Below are 23,335 nucleotides of genomic sequence, written 5' to 3' on the forward strand. Positions count from 1 at the left end.
CAGGGCGCGATGACCTCCAAGCATTGACTTGGAGGTCATCGCGGGGCAGGCTCGTCGGCGTCCGCGGACAGTGGCCGTGCTCGCGGCTGTGCTCGGGCTCTGCTCGTGGCCCTGATCGCATCCGTCGTCGCGGCCTGACCGTGGCGTGGGCGCGGTCCTGCTCGTGTCCGTGTACCTGATGTGGGCGCGGCCGTGATCACGGCTGTGCCCGTGGACCGCGAATCGGAGGGTGGTGCCGTGTCCTGGGCCGTCAGCCGGGTGCTGCGCGACCGCAACGCCTGCCTCTACCTGGCCGGGGTCGTCGTCTCCGGCTTCGGCACGTCGGCGATGGCGCTGGTGAGCGGCGTGTGGGTCAAGTCGTTGACCGGCTCGAACAGCCTGGCCGCGCTCACCGGTGTGTGCCTGTGGCTGCCCACGCTCTTCGGCCCGGTCATCGGCGTCGCCGCCGACCGGGTGCGCCGGCGCACCCTGCTGGTGCGCACGAACCTCGCCATGGGAGTCGTGCTGCTCGCGCTGCTGACCGTGCGCTCCGAGGCCCAAGTGTGGGTGGTCTTCGCCGTCATGACGCTGTACGGCGTGAGCGGCGTTCTGCTCGACGCCGCGGAGGCGGGCCTGGTCGGCACGACCGTACGGGCCGAGCTGCGCGGCGAGTTCAACGGGCTGCGGATGTCCGCGAACGAGGGCACGAAGCTGTTGGCCCCGCTGGTCGGCGCCGGGCTCTTCGTACGCTTCGGCGGTCACGGCGTCGTGCTCCTCGACGCCGTGACCTTCGCGGCCGCCGCCGGGGTCTTCGCGCTGGTGCGGGTCGGTGAGGAGCCCCGCGGGCCCGCGGACCGCCCGCACTGGCTGCACGAGACCCGGGAGGGCGTGCGCGGCCTGCGGCAGCGCCCCGCACCGCGCCGCCTCGTCGTCGCGGGAGCCGCCACGATGGCCGCCGCCGGGCTGAACGGCGCCGCGATCTACGCCGTCGCGGACCAGGGGCTGCACCAGGAGCCCGCCTTCGTCGGCGTCCTGTACGCCGTGCAGGGCGTCGGCTCGGTCGCCGCCGGACTCGTCGCCGGGACGGCCCTGCGCGGTCTCCGGGAAGGCATGTTCGCGGCCGTCGGCAGTGCCGTCTTCGCGGTCGGCATCGCGCTGCGCGCCGTTCCGTCACTCGAACTCGCACTGGCAGGCAGCGCGCTCATCGGCCTGGGACTCCCGTGCGTGCTGATCGCCGCCATGACGGCGGTGCAGCGCGAGACGCCGGAGGCGCTCATCGGACGCGTCGCCGCGACCGCGAGCACCCTGATGTTCGCCCCGAACGCACTCACCGCCGCGGCGGGCGCCGGGTTGATCGCCGCCGTCGACCACCGCCTCGTCCTGGCGGCGGCGTCCCTGACGGCGCTCGCCGCGGCCGCCTACGCCGCCCGCGCCCGCGCGGTGCCCCCGGCCGAGACTCCCGGACCCGACAAATCCGAGGCCCCTACCGCTCCCTGAGCCACCGTCAGGCGCGACGGTAGGCGACGCGGCCCATCCAACGGCGGACCGCCTCGGTCAGGATGAACATGCCCGCGGTGGACACGGCCGCCGCGAGAAGGGCTCGGACGACGACCGGCAGGTCGGGATAGTGGTTGCCCGCGTACATCGTGATCGCGGTCGTGGTGACCGCGACGGCGAGCAACTGGGCGGGGAGGTCGGTGAGTTTGGGACGTCCGGGCCAGTGGCGGGATTGCAGGGTCGCCTCGACGTCGACCAGGAGCACGACCGGCGGGAACACCCAGGCGAGGCGGGTGTCGGAGAAGCGACCGGTGAAGTAGAAGGTGTCGCAGGCCGCGTAGGCGACCAACGCGAGGTACGCGAGGGCCAGGAACGTGAACAGCAAACGCCCCGGGCCGGGTTCGGGCCGACGGGTGGGGACCGCGCGTAAACCGTGTGCGGCGGTGGCGCGGTGGCGCGGCGCTGAACCTCCTTGGGCTGGTTGCGGCTTGGTTCCCGAGCCGCCGCGGGCGCCGGTGCCGGTGTCGCGAGGGCGCCCCGTCGCGGGGCGCGGTGGTTCCGTGGCGGCGGCCCCCAGGCGGCGCATGCCGGACGGCGGCGTGGCTCCGGAGCGTGCGGTTCCGGCGCGGGGCGTGCCTGCGGGTGGTGTTCCGGCGGGTGGTGTCCCGGTCCTCCCCGATCGCGGGGCGGGCGTCCCCGCCGCCGACGTCCCGCCCCGCGTTCCGGTATGCGGGGTTCCGGTTCGGGTGCCCGGCGCCCCGGGGGTGCGTACGGCGGCCTCCGGTGCCTCGCCCGGCAGCCCGAGCCGCACGCCGCGCGACGGGGTCGCCTCCCCCGCTGTCCGTCGCGGCCGCGCCTGGCGTGGTGCGGTGGGAAGTGGCGTGCCCGGAAGCGGGGTTCCGGCGGGCGGTGTGCCGGTCCGCGCGGGCGCTCCGGCGCGCCGGAAGCCCGTGCCAGTCGTGTCCGCCGGTGTGCCACCGGGTGGCGTTCCGGTCCGCGCGGACGGCACGGCGCCGGGCCCGGCCGGGGGTGTGGACGTACGCGGCGTTGCGCGGGGAAAACCGGTCGCCGGTGTGTCCGCGAGTGGGAGGCCCGTGCTCGGGGTGTCCGCGGTCGGTCCGGCGGCCGACGCCTCGACACGAGGGAAGCCGGTCGCCGGGGTGTCCGCCCGGCGGAAGCCCGCCCCGGGCGTGTCGGCGCGCGGGAAGCCGGTGGGAGGCGTATCGGTGGTGGCCCGCCCCGGCCGGTCCCGCCGCGAACCGCGGGGCGGCCGCCGTTCGCCACCGGGACGCGGTTCGCCGGTCCGCGCTTCTGCGGGGTCGGCCCGGTCGGAGGGATCGGCCCCCAGAGCCGGCAGATGGCCCGAAAGCAGACCAGAGGTCCCCGTACCGCCAGCCGGGTTCCCTTGCGGACCAGGCGGCGGCTCACCGCGCGCCTGACTCCGTACATCGCCGTCGACACCGTCCCGCGGATCGTGCCGCGGATCCGCCCCAGGCCGGATCGGCCCGCGCGGCCGTGGCACGAACACGCCCTGGAACGGTGAAGGTTGCTCCGGCGGCGCGGCAACGTCCCCTTGGCTGTGCAGCCTCGCCAACGCCGCATCGAGAACACCGGTGGCCCAGGCGGCCGTCTGCACCGGCATGCGGCCGTAGTCCGAGAGTTCGACGACCGCGTCGCGGCACAGCACCAGCCAGTCGCGGCCGCGCGCCGTCGTGGTCTCGGCCGGCACCCATTCCGCGATGGGCACCAGGAGCTCGGCGGACGCCGCCACCGCACGTGCCGCCGAAGCCACCAACTCGGGCTGGGTCGAGGCCGCGTGGGCGAGCAGGGCCAGCGCCCGGTAGCGCTGCGGGTCGGTCAGGTGCGGGCTGCTCAGCAGCGCGGCGAGGAACGTCCCGTCCCCCGCCGCCTCGACCTCCGCGACCAGGGCCGACGCGAGGGCGTCGGGGCCGATCGCCCCCCAGCGCGCGCCGTGTCCGGACGGGTACGCCGCCGACAGGATGTCCTCGTACGCCGCCAGCACCGGGACCTGCGGCGCCGCGATGTCGCCGCGCCCCCGGTGGTGCACCTCGAACCCGGCCCGCACCGCCCCCAGCGCGTCGTCGAAGGTCTGCGCGCCGACGAGTTGCTGCACGGCCAGGAGCGTCCGCAGCAGCCCCGCGTCGATGAGCCCGGACGGCATGCGCATGCGGGCGATGCGCCGTACGTGCTCTTCCTCGCGCCGGAGCAGGACGTCCAACGGTCTTTGGTGATAGGCAAGTTCACGGTCGACTCGGGTGAGGACGTCGGCCAGCGCGGCCATGTGCAGGGTGCCGACGGACAGTCCGCGGGCGTCCCCCTCGGGGACCGTGTAGCGGCGCGGGCGTTCGGGGTCGGGGGCGGCCGCACGGTCGGGCAGGTCGTCGTCTATTCCGGCGTGCCGGAGCAGGCGTATTCGGTCGGCGAAGGCGCGTGCGGCCCGCTCGTACAGCGCCTCGGCGCCGACGTCGACGAACGCGTCGGTGGTCGCGACGCGGAAGGTCTCACCGCGGCCCATGACCGTGCTGCCGGTCCAGACCGCGCGCAGGCGCGGCCACCAGTCCTCGCGGCCGCGCACGATCAGCAGGACGCGCACGGGTTGTCCGGAGCGGCGTTCGCCCAGCACGTCGAACAGCGCGTGCACCTGGTCAAGTCGGGCCTCCGCACCGTCCACGACCAGCATCAGCGGTTGGCGCACCGTCGTGAACAGCGCGAAGCCGGGCTCTTGTTGGCGCGGCACGCGGGCCACGAACCCGCCCGTCCAGGCGGCCCGCCCGCGCACGTCGCGGGTGAGGTGGCCGAGGAGTTCGTGCGCGAGTCTGGTCTTGCCGGCGCCGTCCGGCCCGGTCATCGCGGCGACGTCCGTGCGCCGCCCGTTGAAGCACCAGGCGCGCAGCGCCCGCACCGTCGCGGCGTCGCCGGACATCGGCACCACCTGCGCTGCCGGGTCCAGGAGGTAGGACGCGGACAGGTGCGGGTCGGGGTGCTCGGTGAGCAGCGGTCCGAGGTCGGCGGGCCGCAGCCGGGGCCGCAGGCCGGTCGCGGCGGCCACCGCGTCGGCGAACCCGGGCGCGCCGAGCAGCCGGAACGCCGGGAGCACCAGCAGAGTTTCGCCGCGCCAGTAGTCGGCGGCGTTGGTGGCCACCCCGACGACCGCGTCGTCGCAGTAGACCGCGGCGCCGGACATGCCCTGCCACAGGTCGAAGGAGACGTCGTCGGGCTCGGCGAGCTCGAAGACGTACATCCCGGAGCGGGCCCGGCCGCGCGGCGCGATGGCGCCGTGCAGGGTCTGCGCCTGCGTCGCGGACCGGGGGCCGCCGGGGACCTTGCGGTGCAGGGCCTGCGGGAAGCCGATCGTGGTGCACACCGGTCGGGCTCCGGGGTGGTCGCCGGTGAGCGCGCCCCAGCGCACGATGCCCAGGTCGGCGCCGAGCAGGGCGCGGTCGGCCTGGAGGAGCGCGACGTCCAGCGAGGTGTCGATCCACAGGACGGACGCCTCGTGCTCCGCACCGCCTTCGAGCGCGCGGACGACGACGGGGCCGCTGTCGCGGTTCGGGCACGCCACGTGCCCGGCGGCCAGGACGAGCCCCGGCCCGATCAGGCATCCGGATCCGCGTACTCCGGCGCGCGGGTTGACGACCTCGACGGTGCGCTGCGGCGGCGTGTCCCCCATCCCCGCGCGGTTGAGCACACAACCCCCCGATCGTCGCCCGAAAAGCGGAGACCAGTCTGCCGGAAACTCTCGACAAACAGTCTTGTTTCCGATGACAACCTTCCCCGTCGGCTTGATCATGACGCCCGCCGTGATCAAGCCGACGCAACACGCCTGCGAGGCCGGTACGTTGGCCCCTCGTCGGGTGGTCCGCGGGTCGTCGTCACGGACAGGGCCGCGGGGCGTTCTCGCGGCCAATGCGCCGGGTCTTTGTCTCGGGAGATCCGCGGGGCACGGACAGACCGCGGGTGGTGGAAACCGCAGGTTCCGGGAAGACCGCGGGGCGTGGGACGGCCGCGGGTCGTGGAACCGCAGATTCGAGGAAGGCCCCGTGCCACGGAAGGGCCCCGTGCCACAGAAAGCCCCGGATCGTGGAAGGCCGCGAGTCCTGGGGGAACCGCGGGCCGCGGGCAGGTCTCTTACCCCGGAGAGCCCGCCGGTCATGGGAGAGCCGTCGGAACCCGCAGGGATGGAGAGGTGCGCGTGCGCAGGCGTTCGGTACCCCCGTTGGCCACCGGCGCGGCGCAGTGCATCCGGGCGGTGGGCACCGTGCTGCGCTGCCTGCCCGCGGACGTGCGGACCCGCGTTGTGGACCGACTCGCCCCCGCACAGGTCCTGGCGGTGACCGCCTTCGGCGGGCTCCCCTGCGACGAGAGCGTCGCGCTCGCGCTGCGGCCGCCCGTCGAGGACGATCAGCGGCGGCACCTGCTGTGCCAGGTGCTCGCGTCCGACCGCAGGATGGGCGGGGACGACCTGCGCCGCCTGGCGGGCCGCGACGACTTCCTCACGCGGGCCGTGCTGGTCGCGCACCCGCGCCTGCCCGCCTCGCTCGTGCCCCCGCTGATCCGAGGGGCGGCGTCCGATCCGGCCGGGCTGGCGCGCACGGTCGACACCCACTCCCCCGGCCGGGTCCGGCTGCTGCTCGGCGCCGACGACCCGGCGGTGGTGTTCCAGGCGATGATCGGGGTACGGCTGCCCGCGCCGCTGCACGACAGCGCCTTCCTCGGAGCCGCCCTGCGGCTGTGGACGGAACTGGGCACCGACGGACTGCGCGACCAGGTGGACCGGTATCTCGCGACCGGGATGCCCGTGCGCACGCGCTCGAAGGGCCTCAGGCAGTTGCGGCCGTTCCTCGACATACCGCATGGGCGTGCGCACCTCGAACGACTGCACCGGTCGGCCGCCCGCGACGGCGAAACGGCCCGGCGGCTCCGGCGGGCCAGCCACCGGTTTCCCGGCCGCGACGTGTTGGCCGGGGCCGTGCCGATCGACTGGGACGCCCTGATGCGGGCCGACCGGGAGGAGCCGTTCCCGGGCCAGGCGCGCTCGGCGCTGCTCGCGCACCCGGACTGCCCACGGGAGTTCGTACCCCGGCTGCTGCGGGGCGTCCCGGCCGCCTGGACGCTCATGGCGGCGCTGGACGCGGGGACGACGACCGCCGCGGAAGTCGTCCGGTCGGCCGCTCCGGCGTGGCGGCTGCTGGACTTCATCGACGCGACGACCGAGGCGATCGGCCCGGAACCACCGGGCCCGGGGGACGGCCGTCCCGAAGACCCCGGTCCCGATCCCACGACGCACGGCACCAGGCCTCCGCTCCACGACCAACCCGATCGGGCGGGCCCCACCCCCCAGTTGCTCTCGACTCTGCCCTTCGCCTACGCCCTCCTCGACCTGGACCCCGCCGCGGCACTCGGCGACGACCCCGGCGCCTGGCTGCGTCTGCTCCGCGCGGGCCCGCACTTCGCCGGGACCGTCCCGGAGCTGCTCGCGTACGCGGGACGGCCCGGCCCCGTACCCCCACCCCGACCGCCGTTCCCCGGCGACCACGCCCGCGACGCCGCCCGCGGCGCCGCCTCGCTCCTGCTCACCCTGGCCCCCGCCCACGTCGCGACCCAGGTGGCGGCCCGGCTCGCACCACAGGAGCGCGCGGTCCGGCGCAGTTGGCCGCGTACCGCCGCCGCGCACAACGGCCCACCGGCACGTCGACACCGCCCGCTCACCCGCGCGACCTGCCTGCGCCTGCTCACCGACGAAGCACTCGACCTCGCCGCGGCGGCCCGGCCCGGATCGCGGTGGATCTGGGCCGCGCTCGGGTTGCGGCTCATCGGCGCCGACGACCTGCTCCGGCACGCCCACCCGGCCGCAGCCGCGCTCGAAGTCCTCGACCGCTCCCGCGAGTTCGACCCTGCCATTCGCCACGGAGCGGAGGCCCGGTTGCGCGCGATGGCCGCCGACGTACCGGACGGGGACGCCGTCGACGTATGGCTGGCGGCCGTCACTCTGCTCGCCGACGACTTCCCCGGCACGGTGACCGAACTCACCACAACCTCCCGTGCGGCGGCCGTGCGGAATTGAGTAGTTGTCCCCATGCCCGGCCCCCGCATCACCCGAGAAGGTGAACGGGAACCGGATCGTCCGGTGGACCGCGGTGTGCCGGACGGCGACCGGGCAACTTGGGGAGGACGGCCATCGTGCGTTTCGTCCGGCAGTGGCTTCTGCGAATCGTCAGCTTCGCGCTCACCGCGCTCTACCGCGGCTATCGGGCGCATCCCGCGGTGTGGCGCTGGACCGCGACGCACTACCACCCCCGCATGGAGCGGTTCGCCCGCCGGCACGCGTGGATGACCTGTCAGTTCGCGGCGCTGGACGTCCCGGCGTACCGCGACTACCTGCGGCGTCAGGGCTGGCGTTTCCGCTGGTTCAGCCTGGAGTCGTACCCGGAGACGGCCAAGGACAGCTACGTTCGCGCGTACCCGGAGGAACTGCGTTGCTGGCAGGGTGAGTTGGAGATCGCCGGGACGGTCGTCGACGAGTCCTCGGGGTCGTCGGGGACGCCGTACAACTGGCTTCGGTCGCGGCGCGAGCTGAATTCGGTGCACAAGAACGTGGCCGGGTACACGTCGATGGTGTTCCCCCGCAAGCGGCTGTTCGTCATCAACGCGTACTCGATGGGCGCGTGGGCGACGGGGACCAACACCGGTATCGCGATGGCGCGCATCGCCATGGTCAAGAACACCGGTCCGGACCTCGACAAGATCGTGGACACGATCCGGCACTTCGGGCCGCGCTTCAACTACCTGGTGACCGCGTACCCGCCCTTCCTCAAGCACCTGCGCGACCGGCTGGACGCGGAGGGCTTCGACTGGCGGCGCCACCGGCTGTTCGGGTTCGTCGGCGGCGAGGGCATGACCGAGGCGCTGCGCGACTATCTGGAGGAGCGCTTCGTCAAGGTGCGGTCCGGGTACGGCGCCTCCGACCTGACGATCGGCATGGCGGGCGAGAGCGACCTGACGGTGTGGCTGCGGCGGCGCCTGCTGACCGACGACCGGCTGCGCGACGCGCTGTTGGGGCCCGACGAGGGCCGCGTGCCGATGGTGTTCCAGTACAACCCGCTGGAGACGTACCTGGAGACCAACGACCGCGACGAGATCGTCTGCACCATCAACTCCACGGCGGTGCTCGCTCCGAAGCTGCGCTACAACATCGGCGACGAGGGGCGCCTGCTGAGCTATCCGGCACTGGAGGCGGTGGTGCGCGAGGACCCGGACGCCTGGGCCGAGTGCGAATCGGCGTTCCGCGGCGAGGGCATGCGCCTTCCGCTGCTTCTGCTGTACGGCCGCAAGGACAGCACGATCTCCTACATGGGCGCCAACATCTACCCGCAGGACGTCGAGTACGGCCTGTACCAGGACAACCCGATGGCCGGGCACCTGGAGGGCTTCTGCCTGACCATCGACGAGTACGCCGACCTCGAATCCCGCCCGGTGGTCAACCTGCAACTGCGCGACGGCGCCGAGTTGGACGCCGCGGAGCGCGAGAAGCTGGCGGCGGTGTGCCGGGACGGCGTGGTCGCCCATCTCGCCCGGGTGAGCCGCGACTTCGCGCAGTCGCTGGCCGAGGACCCGTCGACGGCGGACGTCCGGGTTCGCGTCCACGCTTTCGGCGAGGGGCCGTTCGCCCGCGGCACGAGCAAAATCAAGAACGTCTACCTGGTCACCGAGGGGAAGAACGCCGCATGAGAACCACCGACTTCTCCCAGGCGCCGCCGCAGGCCCGTTCCGGCGCGATGTTCATCGGCGCCACGAAGTACTCGGGCCCGCTGTCGCTGGTCCGCCTCGGCCGCACCTGGACGAAGCTCGTGCGCGACATGAAGCGCATGGACGGCTACCGCTGGCACAAGGTGTGGTGGGAATTCCCGTTCACGCTCGGCACCATCGCGTTCTTCGAGGACACCGACGCGCTGATGCGGTTCGCCCGTACGCGGCACCACCGCGATCTGATGTGCTGGGTCACCGACAACGGCACCAAGTACGCGAGCGGCGGGTGGATCCGCATCTTCACCGCCGAACCAGGCGGCTACAGCAACGGCGTGTGGCGGGCCGAGGACGGCACCATGGCCCACATCGAGGACTTCACCGCCCTGTCCACCGAGCAGACCGGGCCCCCGGTGCACCGCGCGGGACGGAGCGTCGGCACATGACGTCCAGCTCCACCCGCGCGGGCGGCCTGACCGTCGAACGCGTCACGACCCGCTCGGCGTTCGCCGAGTTCTGCGCCGTCCCGCTACGGCTCCACCCGCGCGACCGATACGTCCCGCCGATCCGCCGGGTGCTGGCCGACCTGTGGCGCGGACGCGGCCCGCACTCCCGCTACGGCCCCGTCGAGTTCCACCTCGTACGCGACGCCGACGGCCGCGCGGTAGGGCGCACCTGCCTGCACGCCAACCCCAAGTTCGACGAAAAGCTGGGCGCCCGGCACCAGTTGTACGGCCTCACCGAGTTCACCGAGGACCCGGAGGTCGCCGCCACGCTCGTGCACCTCGCCGAGGAACGGGCCCGGGCGGCCGGACGCGAGGCGTTGTTCGGCCCGGTGGCGCTGCTGCCGAACCAGACCGGCGGCGTGATCACCTCGGGCTTCGAGTCGCGCGGCTTCGTGGACTCGGCCTGGAATCCCGCCTATTACCCGAGTTTCTACGAAAGCCTCGGCTTCACGAGGAGATTCGAGGCGGCCACCTGGATCTGCGAGGACCTCGGACGGCAAGGCGTCGACGTGGACGCCGTCTTCCGGTTCGACGACGCGCGGATGCGGGACGAGTCCCTGGTGATCCGACACGGTTCGCGGAAGCACCTCGCCGAGCAGCTGCCGGTGCTGCGGACGATGCTCAACGCAAGCTTCGCGCAACTCGGCTACTACACGCCCATCGACGCGGACGAGTTGCGCGCGCAGACGGACGGACTGGCGTACCTGCTCGACGAATCCCTGCTCATGTGGCTCGAACGCGCGGGCGAACCGGTCGCGTTCGTGCTCGTGGTGCCGGACATCTCGGAGTTCTTGGCGAAGATCGGCGGCGACCTGCGGCTGGTGAACCAGGTCCGGCTGCTGGCCACCCGCCGCCGCTACCGACGCGAGGCGGTGCTGATCATCAAGGGGACCGTCCCCGAGGCCCAGGGCCGCGGCTATCTGACGCTGCTGGCACGGGAGTTGTACCGAAACCTGCGTGTGGGCGGATACACCGCACTGCGCAGCACGTGGGTGGAGGACGACAACGCGGGGTCGGCGGCGCAGTATGTCCGTATGGGCGGGCGTGTTCTGCACGGCCACACGTTCTACGGGCGGGAGGTGCGCGCATGACGGCGCGGTCGGCGGGTCCGGAATGGACGGCCGCCATGCGGGCGCTCGCGGCGCGCTGCGGGCGTGCGCCGTCAGCGCACAACACCCAGCCGTGGCAAGTGCGGTACGAAGACGCGGGCGTCGGCGTCTACTGGGATCCGGCGCGGGCGCTGCCGGTGTCCGACCCGACCGGGCGCGACCTGTTCCTCGGCCTCGGGGCGTACCTGGAGACGTGCCTTGTGGTGGCCGCGGGGGTCGGGCTGGGCGCGGACCTCGTGGTGGACGTGGACCGGGCGGCGCGGCGGGTGGCGTGGCTGGTCCCGGCCGAGGCGCCGTACGCGACCGGGTTCGCCCCGGACGACGTCGAGGCGCGGCGAAGCGGACGTGGACCGTACGCCCCCGGTCTGCTGCCCGACGATGTGCTGACGGAGGCCGGGGGCCTGGTCGAGGACGCGGGCGGGATCCGGCACGTGCCGGTGCGGACGCTGGCCCCGCTGCTGACGCGTGCCGACCGGTGGATGTTCGCGGCTCCCGAGCTGACCGCCGAACTCCGCGACTGGCTGCGCCTGCGCCCGAGCCATCCGCGGTACACGCAGGACGGCCTGACCGACCAGGCGCTCGGCCTGTCGCGCGCGGAGGCGGCGGGCCTGGGCGCGGCCCTGCGCCCGCGCGTGTACGGCGCGTTCCGCCGCGTGGGCCTGCCGGCCGCGCTGGCCGCGTCCTCCCGGGGCCTGCTGCGCGGCGAGGGCAGCGCCCTCGTCCTCGTCGGCCCGGCCGATGCCGGACCCGCTGACCTGGTGGCCCTCGGCCGGGCTCTGATGCGCTGCTGGCTGGCCCTCGGCGCCCGCGGACTGGCCACGCACCCGCTCAGCCAGATCCTCGACTGCCCGGCGACCGAGGCGGAGCTGGCGGCGCTGTTGGACCTCGCCGCGCATGAACGTGCGGTGGCGGTCTTCCGCGTCGGCCGACCGGTGGCCGCCCCGCCTCGGTCCGCCCGCCGCACCGGGTAGGCGGCGGCTGGGCTCCCGACACCCGGCCGGCCCGGTGGGCAGCCCGGCAACCGGAGCCGGCGGGCCGACACGGCGTCGGCCCGACGGGCGGAGCGGCCTGCCAGTGGTCAACGCCGCGGCGGCGGGGGCTTGGCGGCGGTGTAGAGCCAGGCGTCGAACAGCGGTTTCACGTCCTCGCCGGAGATCCTGCGGGCCAGGTTCATCAGGTCCCTCGTGTCGGCGCTGCCGTAGCGGTACTTCTCCGCCCACACCTTCAGCAGCGTGAAGAAGTCGCGGTCGCCGATGGTGGTGCGCAGCGCGTGCAGCGCCATCGCGCCGCGCAGGTACACGGCCTCGTAGTCGAACAGGTCGTCGCGCCCCGGGTCGGCCGTCTTCAGGTGCCAGAAGTCGTCGGCGGCGGGGGTCGCGTACAACCGGTCGAAGACCTCCTGCGCGGTGGGTCCGCCGTGCTCCTCCTGCCACAGCATCTCGGCGTACGACGCGAAGCCCTCGTTGAGCCACAGGTCCGCCCACGTCTTCGGGGTGACGCTGTTGCCGAACCACTGGTGGGCGATCTCGTGCACGATCGTCGCCTCGTCCGGCTCCCCGTCGTACACCGGGCGTGCCTGGGTCTCCAGGGCGTACCCGACGTCGATGCGGTCGATGATGCCGCCGGTCGAGTCGAACGGGTAGCGGCCGATCCGCTCCTGACCCCAGCGGACCGCGTCTGCGGTGGTGCGGTGGAGCGCGGCGTCGTCGCCGTCGCCCGCCGGGTCGTACGCGGTGATGTTCGGCAGGCGGCCGACGCGCCCGTCGGTGACCGTGAAGCGGCCGATCGCGATCATCGAGAGGTAGCTCGACATCGGCTTGCGCATCGACCAGGTGGCGGTGGTCCGGTCGCCGACCGTGCGCGGCCTGCCCTGCGGCTCGCCGTTCGCCAGCGCGGTCAGCCCGGCAGGCGCGGTGATGCGGAACGTGTACGTCGCCTTGTCGCGCACGTCGTCGTTCACCGGGTACCAACTCCGGGCCCCGTCCGGCTCGTTGAGGGCGACGGCGCCGTCGTCGGTATTGATCCAGCCGTAGACGCCGAGTGCCGGGTCCTCGATCGGCGCGGCGGTGCCGCGGTACCGGACGGTCACCGTGAAGTCGCGCCCGGCGCGGATCTTGGCGGCGGGGACGACGGTGAGTTCCTGGCCGTCGCGCGAGTACGCGGCCGGCCGCCCGTCGACGTCGACCCGTTCGACGGCCGGGCCGGAGAAGTCGAGGCTGAACCGCGTGAGGTCGCGGTGCGCCTCGGCCTTGATCGCGGCCCGGGCCACGAGGAGGTCGGTCGCGGGGGTGAAGTCGAGGTCGAGGTCGTAGTGTTCGACGTCGTAGCCCTGGTTGCCCGCGAGCGGGAAGTACGGGTCGGGCGCGCCCACCGGCCCTCCCGAGCCCGCCGAACCGGGCGCGGCGGTGAGGACCACCATCGCGCAGGCGAGGCCGAGGGCCGCGACGGCACGTCTTCCTGTCGTCTTGCGCGTCTTCCGGGTCGGATGCCCGGTCCGGTGCCAAGTCGTCATGCGTCGCAATCATGGGCGCGGCAACGGCTCCGCGGTAGACGACACTTCGTGCGGGGGCGAATTGTGCCGCTTATGGGTGGGCGCCCGACCCCACGGCCGAGCGCCCGTACCGTTCACGCGTAGTTGTGGAAGCCCCGCCCCGACTTGCGTCCCAACAGCCCCGCGTCGACCATGCGCAGCAGCAGCGGCGGTGCCGAGTGCAGCGGCTCCTTGAACTCCTCGTACATCGACGCGGCGATGGCCGCGAGGGTGTCGAGGCCGATCAGGTCGGCGAGGCGCAGCGGGCCCATCGGGTGCGCGCAGCCCAGCTCCATGCCCGAGTCGATGTCCTCCGGGGAGGCGAAACCGGACTCCAGCATGCGGATCGCGGACAGCAGGTATGGCACCAGCAACGCGTTGACCACGAAGCCCGCGCGGTCCTTGGACCGGATGACGTGCTTGCCCAACGACCCGTTGACGAACTCCTCGGCGCGGACCAGCGTCTGTTCGGCCGTCAGCAGCGACGGCACCAGTTCGACCAGGTCGAGCACCGGCACGGGGTTGAAGAAGTGCACGCCCACGACCGATTCGGGCCGTCCGGTGGCCATGCCGAGCTTCATGATGGGGATGGACGAGGTGTTGGAGGCCAGGATCGCGTCCGGCCGGGTGACGGTGGCGTCGAGCGCCGCGAACAGTTCGGCCTTGGCGCCCTCGTCCTCCGCGATGGCCTCGACCACGAGGTCGCGGTCGGCGAGTTCGGCCAGGTCGGTGGTGAACCGCAGGCGGCGGACGGCGGCGTCGCGGTCCTCCTCGGCGAGCTTGCCGCGGCGTACCGCGCGGTCCAGCGAGGAGGTCACGCGGTTCTCGCCGGCCCGGGCCGCGTCGGGGGTCACCTCGCGGACCACGACGTCCAGGCCCGCTCGGGCGCAGACCTCGGCGATGCCGGAGCCCATCAGGCCGGAGCCGACGACGCCGACCCGCCGGATCGCCTCGTGGGCGTCGGCTTCGGGCGTCCGGGACATGGTTGGTGTCTCTGTCATCGCATCATTCTCGCCGCCCGCGGCGAGGCGCCGCGCCGGGGTCCGGGCTCGGCATTGACCCGTCCGTGGGCGTGCCCCGGCGACGCGCCGCCCGTACTGCCCGCAGCGCGCGCCACCCGCCTAATTCCGGCCTACCATCCGAATCATGGCAAAGAACAACGCGAAGGTTGCCGGCGGGCAGGACCGGGGCGTCACGACGCGTCAGATCACCTCGGTGGTGATCGTCGTCCTGAGCATCTGGTTCATCGCGGTCAACACCGAGTCCACGAAGATCCGCTTCTGGGTCCCCGAGGTGGAGGCCCCGCTGTGGCTGGTCCTCGCGGGGGCGTTCGTGCTGGGCGGGATCACCATGTGGTTGATCGGCCGCAACCGCAGGAGCCGGTGAGGCCCCGGTCGGACCGTCGCGGGGCGGGTGCCGGAGGAGGCTCCGTGCAGACCACCGCGACGGCGATACCCGCTGCGACCGTGGCGAATCTGCGCGACCTGGGCGGCATCACGCTGGCGGACGGCCGGCGGGTGGCGCCCGGGATGCTGTTCCGCTCCGGGCAGTTCAGCCGTTTCGACCCGACGGCGGACCCGCACGTGGCGGCATTGGGCCTGCGTACCGTCGTCGACCTTCGGACCGCCGAGGAGCGCGGGGCCGAGCCGGACCGGGTGCCGGGCACGGCGCGGCTGCTGTGCGAGGACGTGTTGGGCGAGGATCCGGACGTGGCGCCCGCGCGGCTGCACGCGCTGCTCGCCGATCCCGGGCGCGCCGAACGCGAGTTGGGCGGTGGCCGGGCGGCCGAGGTGTTCGCGGTGACCTACCGGCGCATGGTGTTGTCGGGACGGGCTCGGGCGGCGTACCGGGCGCTCGTGGAGGCGGTGGCGGACGCCCGGCCGGTCCTGTTCCACTGCACGGCGGGCAAGGACCGCACCGGGTGGGGCGCGGCCCTGCTGCTGATGCTGCTGGGCGCGGAACGGGCGGTCGTCCGCGACGAGTTCCTGGCGGTGAATCCGGCGGTGCGGGCCGGGTTCGCACCGTTCCGCGCGCAGTTCACCGCGGCCGGGGGCGATCCGGGGATCGCCGACGCCATCATCGAGGTGCACGGCTCGTACCTGGACGCGGCGCTGGACGCGATGGACGCGGAGTGGGGCGGCGTCTCGGCGTACGTGCGCGAGGGATTGGGCGTGTCGGACGCGACAGTCGAACGTGTGTGCGCGGAACTCGCGGTACCGGCCTGGCGGTGACCGGAAGGGTGACGCGGTCGGCGACGGCCGTGCACCCGGTGCGCCATACTCGGCGGGTGCCGCAGCCGTTCGACGCAGCCGACACAGCCGTTTGACGCCGCCGTTCGACGCACCGGAGGTGCCGCCGTGCAGTACCCGCTGACCGTCCGCGACTTCCTCGACCGCGCCGTGCGGGTCTACCCGGACCGTGTCGCGGTGGTCGACGAGCCGGACCAGCCCGGCCCCTCGCTCGGCGAGCCCACGTACCGCGAGGTGGGCGAGTTGGCGGCCGCGCAGGCGGCGCGCCTGGACGCGCTGGGCGTGCCGGAGGGCGGGCGCGTCGCGGTGGTGTCGCAGAACGCGGCGCGGCTGTTCACGTCGTTCTTCGGCGTCTCCGGCTGGGGGCGGGTGCTGGTGCCGATCAACTTCCGGCTGACGCGTCCGGAGATCGAGTACATCGTGGGGCACTCGGGCGCGTCGGTCGTGTACGCGGACCCGTCGTGCGCGGACGTCCTCGACGGCCTCGACGTGCCCCACAAGTTCGTCGTGGGCGACGACGACGCGATGTTCCTGCGCGGGGTCGAGCCGCGGCCGTGGGCGGCCCCGGACGAGTCCGCGACGGCGACCGTCAACTACACCTCGGGCACGACGGCCCGGCCCAAGGGCGTCCAGCTCACGCACCGCAATCTGTGGCTCAACGCCACGGTGTTCGGCCTGCACGCGGGGATCAGCGACCGCGACGTGTACCTGCACACGCTGCCGATGTTCCACGCAAACGGGTGGGGCATGCCGTACGGCGTCACCGGCATGGGCGGGCGGCACATCGTGCTGCGGCAGGTCGACGGCGCGGAGATCCTGCGCCGGGTCGAACGCCACGGCGTCACCCTCATGTGCGCGGCCCCGGCCGTGGTCAACGCCGTGCTGGACGCGGCGGCCGACTGGGAGGGCGAGATCCCCGGCCGCGACCGGGTCCGCGTCATCTGCGCGGGCGCCCCGCCGCCCACCCGCACCGTCGAACGCATCCTGGACGAGCTGGGCTGGGAGTTCATCCAGATCTACGGCCTGACCGAGACCTCCCCGCTGGTCACCGTCAACCGGCAGCGCGCCGAGTGGGACGGCCTGCCGAGCTCGGAGCGCGCCCGCAGGCTGGCCCGCGCGGGGGTGCCGGCGCTGGGCGTGCGCGTCGACCTGGACGTGGACGGCGAGGTGCTGACCGCGTCCAACCACAACCTCGACGGCTACTGGGAGCAGCCGGAGGAGACCGCGAAGGCGCAGGCGGGGAACTGGTTCCACACGGGCGACGGCGGCTATGTGGACGACGAGGGCTACCTCGTGATCACCGACCGCAAGAAGGACGTCATCATCTCGGGCGGCGAGAACGTCTCGTCGATCGAGGTCGAGGACGCCCTGACGGCGCATCCAGGAGTGCGCGAGGCCGCGGTGATCGGCACGCCGGACGAGAAGTGGGGCGAGTTGGTCACCGGCCTGGTCGTCGCCGACGACGGGGTCACGGCCGAGGACCTGATCACGCACTGCCGCACGCGCCTGGCCGGGTACAAGTGCCCGAAGCGCATCGAGTTCGTGGAGTCGCTCCCACGCACCGCGACGGGCAAACTCCAGAAGTTCCGCCTGCGCGAGCCCTACTGGGCGGGCCACGAACGGCAGATCAACTAGGAAGTGTCTCCAATTACCGTCGGGTAGCCCGCGGGTCGTGGTGCCTGCGCGCCGGGCCTGGCGGCCCGCCCAAGCAAGGCGCGGCCCGCGGCTCGGCCGGGGTTTGGCTTGGGAGGGCCGTCAAGGCCCGGCGTCGCGGGCCCGACGGGAATGTGAAGTCACGACCCAGGCGGTGCCTGCCGGGTCTTCGCACCGCTCACGGCCGCTGGACACCGCGCCTAGGGGGGTGCGGACCGTTGCGAGCACGAGCTTCGGGCCTGCGCTTCGGAGGGCCGCCAGGCCCGGCGGGCGATGCACGGCACCGGTGACCGGGAGCGGCATCAAGATCCGACAGAGACGACCCAGGCATGTCCAAGGGGCACGGACCTGGCCGGGTGATCCGGCGACGGGTCGGCGCGGTGGGAGGCTTCACGTGCGCGGGATGCGGGTACGGTCCGGCCCATGCGTATCGTCATCGCCGGTGGACACGGACAGATCGCCCTGCGTCTCGAACGCCTGCTCGCGGCCCGCGGGGACCGCGGGGTCGGCCTCATCCGCCGCCCCGAGCAGGCCGCCGACCTCGACGAGGCGGGCGCCGAACCGGTCGTCTGCGACCTGGAGTCGGTGAGCGTCGACGAGTTGGCCGAGCGCCTGCGCGGCGCCGACGCCGCGGTGTTCGCCGCGGGTGCCGGGCCGGGCAGCGGGGTGGAACGCAAGGAGACGGTAGACCGGGCGGCGGCGACATTGCTCGCGGACGCCGCCGAGAAGGCGGGCGTGCGCCGGTTCATCGTGGTCTCCGCCATGGGCGCCGATGACGAGCCGCCGCCCGGGACGGATGCGGTTTTCGCGACCTACCTGCGCGCCAAAGGCGCGGCCGACGCCGACATCCGGACCCGCAAGTCCCTCGACTGGACCATCCTGCGCCCGGGCCTGCTCACCGACGGCCCCGGCACCGGACAGGTGGCCCTGGCCCCTAAGACCGGGCGCGGCGAGGTGACCCGGGACGACGTCGCGGCCGTCATCGGTGCGCTGCTCCGGCACCCGGACACGGCCGGTCTGACCCTCGAACTGATCGGCGGCGACTCGCCGGTCGAGGACGCGGTGCGGAACGCCGCGCGCCGGTGAGCGGCATGGCGCAGGCGGAGGCGTACGACCGCGCGCTGCGCGAGTTCGACGACCGCGTGCACCACGTCGGGCACAGCCAGTGGAACGCGGACACCCCCTGCGCCGAATGGTCGGTGCGCGATCTGGTGAACCACCTGACCAGCGAGCACATGTGGGCGCCCTGGCTGCTGCGCGGCGCGACTCTCGCCGAGGTCGGCGACCGCTACGACGGCGACCTCCTGGGCGACCACCCGGTCCGGGCCTGGGAGCGCGCGGCGGCCGGGTCACGGGAAGCGTTCCACACGCCCGGTGCTTTCGAGGGCACCGTGCACGTCACCGGCGGCCGGTCGCCCGCATCGGAGTACGGCTGGCAGATCATCACCGACCTCACCGTGCACGCCTGGGACCTCGCGCGCGGCATCGGCGACGACGACACTCTCGACGAGTCGCTCGCGAAGGCGGTGTACGACCACATCGCGCCGCAGGCCCGCAACTGGCAGGGCTCGGGCATGTTCGCGCCGCCGGTGGACGTGCCGGACGACTCCCGGGTCCAGGACCGGCTGGTGGGGCTGCTCGGGCGCGAACCCTGAGCGGCGGCGGTCCGTCGGTCAGCGGGGTCGGCCGGAGGGGTCGGCCGGAGGGGCCCGCCGGAGGGGTCGGTCAGCGGGGTCGGCCGGAGGGGTCGGCCGGTCGGTTCGTGCGGCGTACCGCCATCACCGCCATGTCGTCGGCGAGTTGCCGGCCCGGAAAGTCACCCGGTCACCACCACCCAGGGCGTCCGCGGCGTTCGGCCCGGTCAGGGCGCCGTCACCTCGTCGGCGAGGTCTCGGTGGAGGTCGACGCGTACCAAGGCGGCTGCCAGGCGGGACAGTTCATCCTCTGGGACCAGGCCCGCCAGCTTGTCGGCGTCGGAGGGGAGGCCCACGCGTTCGGCGCCCGCGAGGGCCCGGCGGTCGAGCGTCGGCCGCAGGAACGGCCACACGGCCTGGGCCTCGCGGCAGAAGACCGCGGCTCCGGTCGGGCCGATCCCCGGGAACTCGGTGAGCAGGTCGCGGACGCGGGCCGGGTCGTCTTCGGCGCGGCGGGCCAGGCGGCGCAGGTCACCGGCGTAGCGTTCGCGGACCAGGTCGGCGCATTGGCCGAGCCGGGTCGCGGTGCCTTCGTCGTAGCGCTTGTAGTGGCCTCGCCCGAGCGCGTCGACACGCTGCTGCCAGGTGAGTTCGGCCATGCCGTGCGGCGTGCGGCCGCCCGCGCGGAAGAGTTCGCGCGCCCCGGCCACCGCGATGTCGGCGTTGATGCGCGCGGACAGCAGGTTGCTCAGAACGAGCAGCTGCCACAGCGGGGCGGGTTTGTCGGCGAGCCGGATCCCGGCGTCCGCGGCGTAGGTCGTGCCTGCGACGCGCAGCAGGCTCCGGACGCGGTCGCGTTTTGTGCCGGGGGCTCTGGGGGCGGCTCGCCCCTTCGTCGTCTTCGGCTTCGTGGTCTTCGCCGACTTCGCCGTCTTGGTCGTCTTCGCCGCGGTGCTCATGACTCGGCGTCTCCCTCCTCGTGCGCGGCGTCCTCGGCGACCTGCCGGAGCGTGCGCCCGGTGAGCACCGACTTGGCGCGCCGCGGATCCGTGCCGTCGCCGACCTTCGCGTGCCCGTCCTTGCGTTTGACGAGGATCCAGGCCTCCTGCTCCCCCGGTACGCCGCGCGTACGGGTCAGGGCGAAACCGCCGTGCAGCTTGGCGCCGTCCATCCAGAACGACGCGTGTCCGCGCTCGATCGCCTCGTCGAAGGGGATCTCGTTGCCGCGCTTGTCGGTGGCCATGCTGCGGTAGGTGCCCTGGTCCCAGACGATCACCGTGCCGCCGCCGTACTCGTCCTTCGCGATGACGCCCTCGAAGTCGCGGTAGTCCATCGGGTGGTCCTCGGTCGGCACGGCCAGGCGCTTGACGGCCGGGTCGTGCGACGGGCCTTTCGGGACCGCCCACGACTTGAGGACGCCGTCGACCTCCAGCCGGAAGTCGAAGTGCATGCGGGTCGCGTCGTGGATCTGGACGACGAACTCCAAAGCCGCGCCCGGCTCGCCCGGCCCGTGTGCGCCCCGCGGCTCGGCGGTCTTGGCGAAGTCGCGCTTGCGCCGGTACTCCTCCAGGGCGTCGGGCTTGGCCACGGCTTCCTCCGGCAGGGCTGGTGGTGCGTTTCGTGCCCGGTGGGGCGTCGTACGCGGGGCCGCTACCCGCTCCTCCCGCGCACAACCGCCGGCGTGCTCAGGCTCCTGCGTCCCGCAGCGCGTCGAGGCGGCGACGGGCCGCGCCGAGGCCCTGGCCCCGGCTTGGGGCGTCCGCCCAGGGGTCGTCGTCCAGGCGTTCGAGGACGCTGGTGACGGTCCACTTGCCGGCGCTCAGTCCCGGCTCCTCCACCTCGGCCCAGGTGACGGGGGCGGCGACCGGCGCGCCCGGGCGGGCACGCACCGAGTAGGGGGCAACGGCGGTCTGCGCGTACGCGTTGCGCTGTACGTCCAGGTACAGCCGACCGCCGCGGGCGTCCTTGCGCGGCGCGGTCGTCAGTGCGTCGGGGTGCCGGGCCGCCAGCACCTCGGCGGTGTCGTGGGCGAACGCGCGCACCGTGTCGAAGTCGGCGCGGCGGTCCAGTGCGACGATGACGTGTAGACCGCGCGAGCCCGTGGTCATGACGGTGCTGTCGAGCCGCAGTTCGCCCAGCAGCCGGCGCAGCGCCAGCGCCGCGTCGCGGACCGCGGGAAAGTCGTCGCCGGACGGGTCGAGGTCGAACACGAGCCGGTCCGGGTGGTCGGGCTTGTCGGCCTTGGACAGCCACCGGTGCAGCGTCACGGCGGCCTGGTTGGCGAGGTAGACGAGCGTCGCGGCGTTGTCGGCGACGGGGTGCTCGACGGTTCCGCCGACCTTCGCGACCTCGGCACGCCGGATCCAGTCCGGGAAGTAGTCCGGCGCGTTCTTCTGCATGAGCGGGCGCTTGCCGATGCCGTCCGGGTAGCGCTCCATCATCAGCGGGCGGCCGCGCAGGTGCGGCAGCATGCGCTCGGCGACGGCGGCGTGGTACCGCGCGAGGTCGGCCTTGGTGATGCCGTCGTCCGGGAAGAGCACTTTGTCGGGGCGTGTGAGGGCGACCGTACGCCCGCCGACGCGGATTTCCGTCTCAGCCATGTGACCCGCTCCGTTCCCCGGCACCGGCCGGACTTCCCAGGCGCGTGCCCGTTCCGCGCGTTTCCACACGCGGGGGCGGCCCGGCCGGTGCTGGGAATCGGTTTGCGGGAGCGGGGTCTACCAGAGCTCGTCGACGTACTTGTCGGTGCCGGGGTGGGTGCGGTGGAACGGCGCGGCGAGGCGTACGTCGGCCAGACCGGCCGCCTCGATGCCGTCCGTGTAGGCGCGCAGTCCGGCGAGGGTGTCGCGGATGTCGCCGTGGGCGAAGAAGAGCTGCACGAGGCGTCCGGCGCCGCCGGGGGCGCTGCCGAGCGGCATCGGCTGCTTGGTGCGCACCTCCTCCTCCCCGGGGGACGGCGCCCACGCCGAGGCGATCTCGATGGCGGAGTCCTTCAGCAGGCCCGGGAGGTGGTCGGCGGTCAGGGCCGCGAGCAGGTCGGCGGAGGTGCCGGAGCGCGCGTCCAGCCACAGGGCGACGATGCCGTCGTATCCGTGGTCCAGCGCGAGGTCGACCGGGACCGGGTCGTCGTCGCGGTACGAGGCGCCCAGGTGGTCGAACAGCACGGTGTGGACGTGCGTGCGCTCCGGGAAGCCGCGCCCGTTGCCGTACAGGTAGGCGACCTGCGGGCGCGCCCAGTCGTCGAAGTGGTCCTTGTGGCGGCCCTTTTCGACCCAGTAGATGCCGACGTAGCTGCCGGCGTCGGCGGGCTCGGCGACCTGGGTGCCGTCGCCGGGCCAGCGCAGGTCCTTCAGCGCGCGGGTGGCGACCCAGCGGCTGCCGGCGAACAGGTGCGGGCCGACCATGCAGCCGCCGTAGAAGTGGTCGCGCTCGTACCAGCGGTTGTACGCCTGCTCGTACCCCTTGTGCGGGTCGACCAGAGTGAGCAGCATGCTGCCCACCTTGACCGGGTAGTCGTCAACCCCGCCCACTTCCAGCGGCTGGTATGTCATCGGGTCCTCCTGGCTGCGTGGCTGCCGCGTCTCGGGGACGCCGTGCTGCCGCGCCCCGGCTCTCGGAACCTAATCTGATGATCCGTCAGTTTCAAGAGGGACGATCACGCGGCGGCGACGACCTGCGCCGGGGTGTTGGCGTGCCGCGCGGCGTGCCGAACCGTGAGAGGCTCCGCGGACTTCGCGCCGCGCGCGAACACCAGGACCTTGAGCGCCACGAACCGGCCGATGCCCGCCAACGCCGAGGCCGTGAGGTAGACGGACTGCTGGGTGAGCGCCCCGGCCTCGGGGTGGACGGCACCGAGGGTCAGCAGGGCGCCGGTGGTGACGAGGTACGCCGCGACCGCCGTCGCCGTGGACTCCAGGTGCACCCGCAGCCCGGCCGCCCCGTGGCGGAAGGTGATCCGGCTGTGGAGTTCGTTGGCGGCGGCGGTGGAGACGACGGTCACGACCGCGTTCGCGACGGCGATCGACATCACGCCGGTCATGAGCAGCAGCGCTCCGCTGGAGAGCAGACCGACACCGCCGCCGCAGACGACGAAGCGGGCGAACGAGGCGACTGCGTGCCGGTCCATACGTGCCCCCCCAGAGCCTGCCGAGCCTCAAGTGGAGAATTAATCTCCGGTTGAGAGGAGAGACTAGCAGTAGTGGAGAGATTTCCTCCACTAAATATTCGGGGGGTCTGCGGCGCCGCGCGGGAGCCCGACTGCGAGCAGGAAGGAGTCGGGCGGCGAACCCGCGGGGGTGGGTTTATGCCGTACAGATACGGCGTATATGTACAGACTTGCACTGCCGCCGAGGGCCCGCAAACGCTGGCCGACATGCCCGCGGACGTCCCGAAAACACCGTGGGGGGGGGGGGGG

The 23,335-nt window shown here is 73.3% G+C and carries 19 protein-coding genes; 11 read left to right on the forward strand and 8 right to left on the reverse strand.

Annotation, left to right across the window (positions count from 1 at the left end; genetic code table 11):
* Nucleotides 1-237: 237 nt before the first annotated feature.
* The gene (locus ACRX5S_RS04655; protein WP_436771440.1) at nucleotides 238-1,476 is read left to right on the forward strand and encodes an MFS transporter; all 1,239 of its coding nucleotides are present in this window, start codon (nucleotides 238-240) and stop codon (nucleotides 1,474-1,476) included.
* 7 nt (nucleotides 1,477-1,483) lie between these two features.
* Here the strand turns inward: ACRX5S_RS04655 and ACRX5S_RS04660 are convergent, their stop codons facing one another.
* Entirely contained in the window at nucleotides 1,484-5,167 is a 3,684-nt protein-coding gene (locus ACRX5S_RS04660) for a trypsin-like peptidase domain-containing protein (RefSeq protein ID WP_436771441.1), read from the reverse strand.
* Between the two features lie 522 nt (nucleotides 5,168-5,689).
* On the opposite strand from ACRX5S_RS04660, the gene ACRX5S_RS04665 reads away from it, so the two are divergent.
* The 5 genes from ACRX5S_RS04665 to ACRX5S_RS04685 all read left to right on the forward strand — a co-directional run bounded on the left by ACRX5S_RS04665 (nucleotide 5,690) and on the right by ACRX5S_RS04685 (nucleotide 11,826).
* Entirely contained in the window at nucleotides 5,690-7,561 is a 1,872-nt protein-coding gene (locus ACRX5S_RS04665; protein ID WP_436771442.1) for a hypothetical protein, read from the forward strand.
* Between the two features lie 116 nt (nucleotides 7,562-7,677).
* Complete coding sequence (locus tag ACRX5S_RS04670; RefSeq protein ID WP_436771443.1) at nucleotides 7,678-9,225, forward strand: phenylacetate--CoA ligase family protein; 1,548 nt, start codon at nucleotides 7,678-7,680, stop codon at nucleotides 9,223-9,225.
* Complete coding sequence (locus ACRX5S_RS04675; protein ID WP_436771444.1) at nucleotides 9,222-9,686, forward strand: DUF4188 domain-containing protein; 465 nt, start codon at nucleotides 9,222-9,224, stop codon at nucleotides 9,684-9,686. The genes ACRX5S_RS04670 and ACRX5S_RS04675 overlap by 4 nt, the downstream gene beginning before the upstream one ends.
* Nucleotides 9,683-10,837 carry a hypothetical protein gene (locus ACRX5S_RS04680; protein WP_436771445.1) on the forward strand — a complete coding sequence of 385 codons (1,155 nt, stop codon included), beginning with the start codon at nucleotides 9,683-9,685 and terminating at the stop codon, nucleotides 10,835-10,837. The genes ACRX5S_RS04675 and ACRX5S_RS04680 overlap by 4 nt, the downstream gene beginning before the upstream one ends.
* A complete protein-coding gene (locus ACRX5S_RS04685; protein ID WP_436771446.1) occupies nucleotides 10,834-11,826 on the forward strand; it encodes a hypothetical protein in 993 nt (330 codons plus the stop codon). Before ACRX5S_RS04680 ends, ACRX5S_RS04685 begins: the two co-directional genes overlap by 4 nt.
* A 107-nt stretch (nucleotides 11,827-11,933) precedes the next feature.
* Here ACRX5S_RS04685 and ACRX5S_RS04690 read toward each other — a convergent pair whose 3' ends face one another.
* On the reverse strand, nucleotides 11,934-13,367 hold the full coding sequence (locus ACRX5S_RS04690) for a M1 family metallopeptidase (protein ID WP_436771447.1): 1,434 nt from the start codon (nucleotides 13,365-13,367) through the stop codon (nucleotides 11,934-11,936).
* Nucleotides 13,368-13,480: 113 nt separating this feature from the next.
* Complete coding sequence (locus ACRX5S_RS04695; RefSeq protein ID WP_436771448.1) at nucleotides 13,481-14,386, reverse strand: 3-hydroxybutyryl-CoA dehydrogenase; 906 nt, start codon at nucleotides 14,384-14,386, stop codon at nucleotides 13,481-13,483.
* A 145-nt stretch (nucleotides 14,387-14,531) separates the two neighbouring features.
* On the opposite strand from ACRX5S_RS04695, the gene ACRX5S_RS04700 reads away from it, so the two are divergent.
* The 5 genes from ACRX5S_RS04700 to ACRX5S_RS04720 all read left to right on the forward strand — a co-directional run bounded on the left by ACRX5S_RS04700 (nucleotide 14,532) and on the right by ACRX5S_RS04720 (nucleotide 18,942).
* The gene (locus ACRX5S_RS04700) at nucleotides 14,532-14,771 is read left to right on the forward strand and encodes a lipopolysaccharide assembly protein LapA domain-containing protein (protein WP_436771449.1); all 240 of its coding nucleotides are present in this window, start codon (nucleotides 14,532-14,534) and stop codon (nucleotides 14,769-14,771) included.
* 44 nt (nucleotides 14,772-14,815) lie between these two features.
* Nucleotides 14,816-15,616, forward strand: a complete 801-nt coding sequence (locus ACRX5S_RS04705; protein WP_436771450.1) for a tyrosine-protein phosphatase — start codon at nucleotides 14,816-14,818, stop codon at nucleotides 15,614-15,616.
* 126 nt (nucleotides 15,617-15,742) lie between these two features.
* On the forward strand, nucleotides 15,743-17,269 hold the full coding sequence (locus ACRX5S_RS04710) for an AMP-binding protein (protein WP_436771451.1): 1,527 nt from the start codon (nucleotides 15,743-15,745) through the stop codon (nucleotides 17,267-17,269).
* 441 nt (nucleotides 17,270-17,710) lie between these two features.
* Nucleotides 17,711-18,373, forward strand: coding sequence for an NAD(P)H-binding protein (locus ACRX5S_RS04715; RefSeq protein WP_436771452.1), 663 nt, complete (start codon nucleotides 17,711-17,713; stop codon nucleotides 18,371-18,373).
* A 5-nt stretch (nucleotides 18,374-18,378) separates the two neighbouring features.
* The gene (locus ACRX5S_RS04720) at nucleotides 18,379-18,942 is read left to right on the forward strand and encodes a TIGR03086 family metal-binding protein (RefSeq protein WP_436771453.1); all 564 of its coding nucleotides are present in this window, start codon (nucleotides 18,379-18,381) and stop codon (nucleotides 18,940-18,942) included.
* A 206-nt stretch (nucleotides 18,943-19,148) separates the two neighbouring features.
* On the opposite strand, the gene ACRX5S_RS04725 is transcribed toward ACRX5S_RS04720, so the two are convergent.
* The 5 genes from ACRX5S_RS04725 to ACRX5S_RS04745 form a co-directional block, all read right to left on the reverse strand.
* Nucleotides 19,149-19,880 carry an endonuclease gene (locus ACRX5S_RS04725; protein WP_436771454.1) on the reverse strand — a complete coding sequence of 244 codons (732 nt, stop codon included), beginning with the start codon at nucleotides 19,878-19,880 and terminating at the stop codon, nucleotides 19,149-19,151.
* Nucleotides 19,877-20,509: a DNA polymerase ligase N-terminal domain-containing protein gene (locus tag ACRX5S_RS04730; protein ID WP_436771455.1), complete on the reverse strand. Its 633-nt coding sequence runs from the start codon at nucleotides 20,507-20,509 to the stop codon at nucleotides 19,877-19,879. The genes ACRX5S_RS04725 and ACRX5S_RS04730 overlap by 4 nt, the downstream gene beginning before the upstream one ends.
* 97 nt (nucleotides 20,510-20,606) lie before the next feature.
* On the reverse strand, nucleotides 20,607-21,521 hold the full coding sequence (gene ligD / locus ACRX5S_RS04735) for a non-homologous end-joining DNA ligase (RefSeq protein ID WP_436771456.1): 915 nt from the start codon (nucleotides 21,519-21,521) through the stop codon (nucleotides 20,607-20,609).
* A gap of 117 nt (nucleotides 21,522-21,638) precedes the next feature.
* Entirely contained in the window at nucleotides 21,639-22,472 is an 834-nt protein-coding gene (locus ACRX5S_RS04740) for a hypothetical protein (RefSeq protein WP_436771457.1), read from the reverse strand.
* Nucleotides 22,473-22,576: 104 nt separating this feature from the next.
* The gene (locus ACRX5S_RS04745) at nucleotides 22,577-23,047 is read right to left on the reverse strand and encodes a hypothetical protein (RefSeq protein WP_436771458.1); all 471 of its coding nucleotides are present in this window, start codon (nucleotides 23,045-23,047) and stop codon (nucleotides 22,577-22,579) included.
* Nucleotides 23,048-23,335: the final 288 nt, after the last annotated feature.

Source organism: Yinghuangia sp. YIM S09857, from assembly GCF_051388915.1.
In the GTDB taxonomy this organism is placed as follows: Bacteria; Actinomycetota; Actinomycetes; order Streptomycetales; family Streptomycetaceae; genus Yinghuangia.

What these genes read in the sequence shown, in the direction of transcription:
- ACRX5S_RS04725 (WP_436771454.1), bottom strand. Translation starts at nt 19,880, where the DNA reads ATGAGCACCGCGGCGAAGACGACCAAGACGGCGAAGTCGGCGAAGACC.
- ligD (WP_436771456.1), bottom strand. Translation starts at nt 21,521, where the DNA reads ATGGCTGAGACGGAAATCCGCGTCGGCGGGCGTACGGTCGCCCTCACA.
- ACRX5S_RS04685 (WP_436771446.1), top strand. Translation starts at nt 10,834, where the DNA reads ATGACGGCGCGGTCGGCGGGTCCGGAATGGACGGCCGCCATGCGGGCG.
- ACRX5S_RS04695 (WP_436771448.1), bottom strand. Translation starts at nt 14,386, where the DNA reads ATGACAGAGACACCAACCATGTCCCGGACGCCCGAAGCCGACGCCCAC.
- ACRX5S_RS04700 (WP_436771449.1), top strand. Translation starts at nt 14,532, where the DNA reads ATGGCAAAGAACAACGCGAAGGTTGCCGGCGGGCAGGACCGGGGCGTC.
- ACRX5S_RS04715 (WP_436771452.1), top strand. Translation starts at nt 17,711, where the DNA reads ATGCGTATCGTCATCGCCGGTGGACACGGACAGATCGCCCTGCGTCTC.
- ACRX5S_RS04660 (WP_436771441.1), bottom strand. Translation starts at nt 5,167, where the DNA reads ATGGGGGACACGCCGCCGCAGCGCACCGTCGAGGTCGTCAACCCGCGC.
- ACRX5S_RS04745 (WP_436771458.1), bottom strand. Translation starts at nt 23,047, where the DNA reads ATGGACCGGCACGCAGTCGCCTCGTTCGCCCGCTTCGTCGTCTGCGGC.
- ACRX5S_RS04690 (WP_436771447.1), bottom strand. Translation starts at nt 13,367, where the DNA reads ATGACGACTTGGCACCGGACCGGGCATCCGACCCGGAAGACGCGCAAG.
- ACRX5S_RS04740 (WP_436771457.1), bottom strand. Translation starts at nt 22,472, where the DNA reads ATGACATACCAGCCGCTGGAAGTGGGCGGGGTTGACGACTACCCGGTC.
- ACRX5S_RS04675 (WP_436771444.1), top strand. Translation starts at nt 9,222, where the DNA reads ATGAGAACCACCGACTTCTCCCAGGCGCCGCCGCAGGCCCGTTCCGGC.
- ACRX5S_RS04720 (WP_436771453.1), top strand. Translation starts at nt 18,379, where the DNA reads ATGGCGCAGGCGGAGGCGTACGACCGCGCGCTGCGCGAGTTCGACGAC.
- ACRX5S_RS04680 (WP_436771445.1), top strand. Translation starts at nt 9,683, where the DNA reads ATGACGTCCAGCTCCACCCGCGCGGGCGGCCTGACCGTCGAACGCGTC.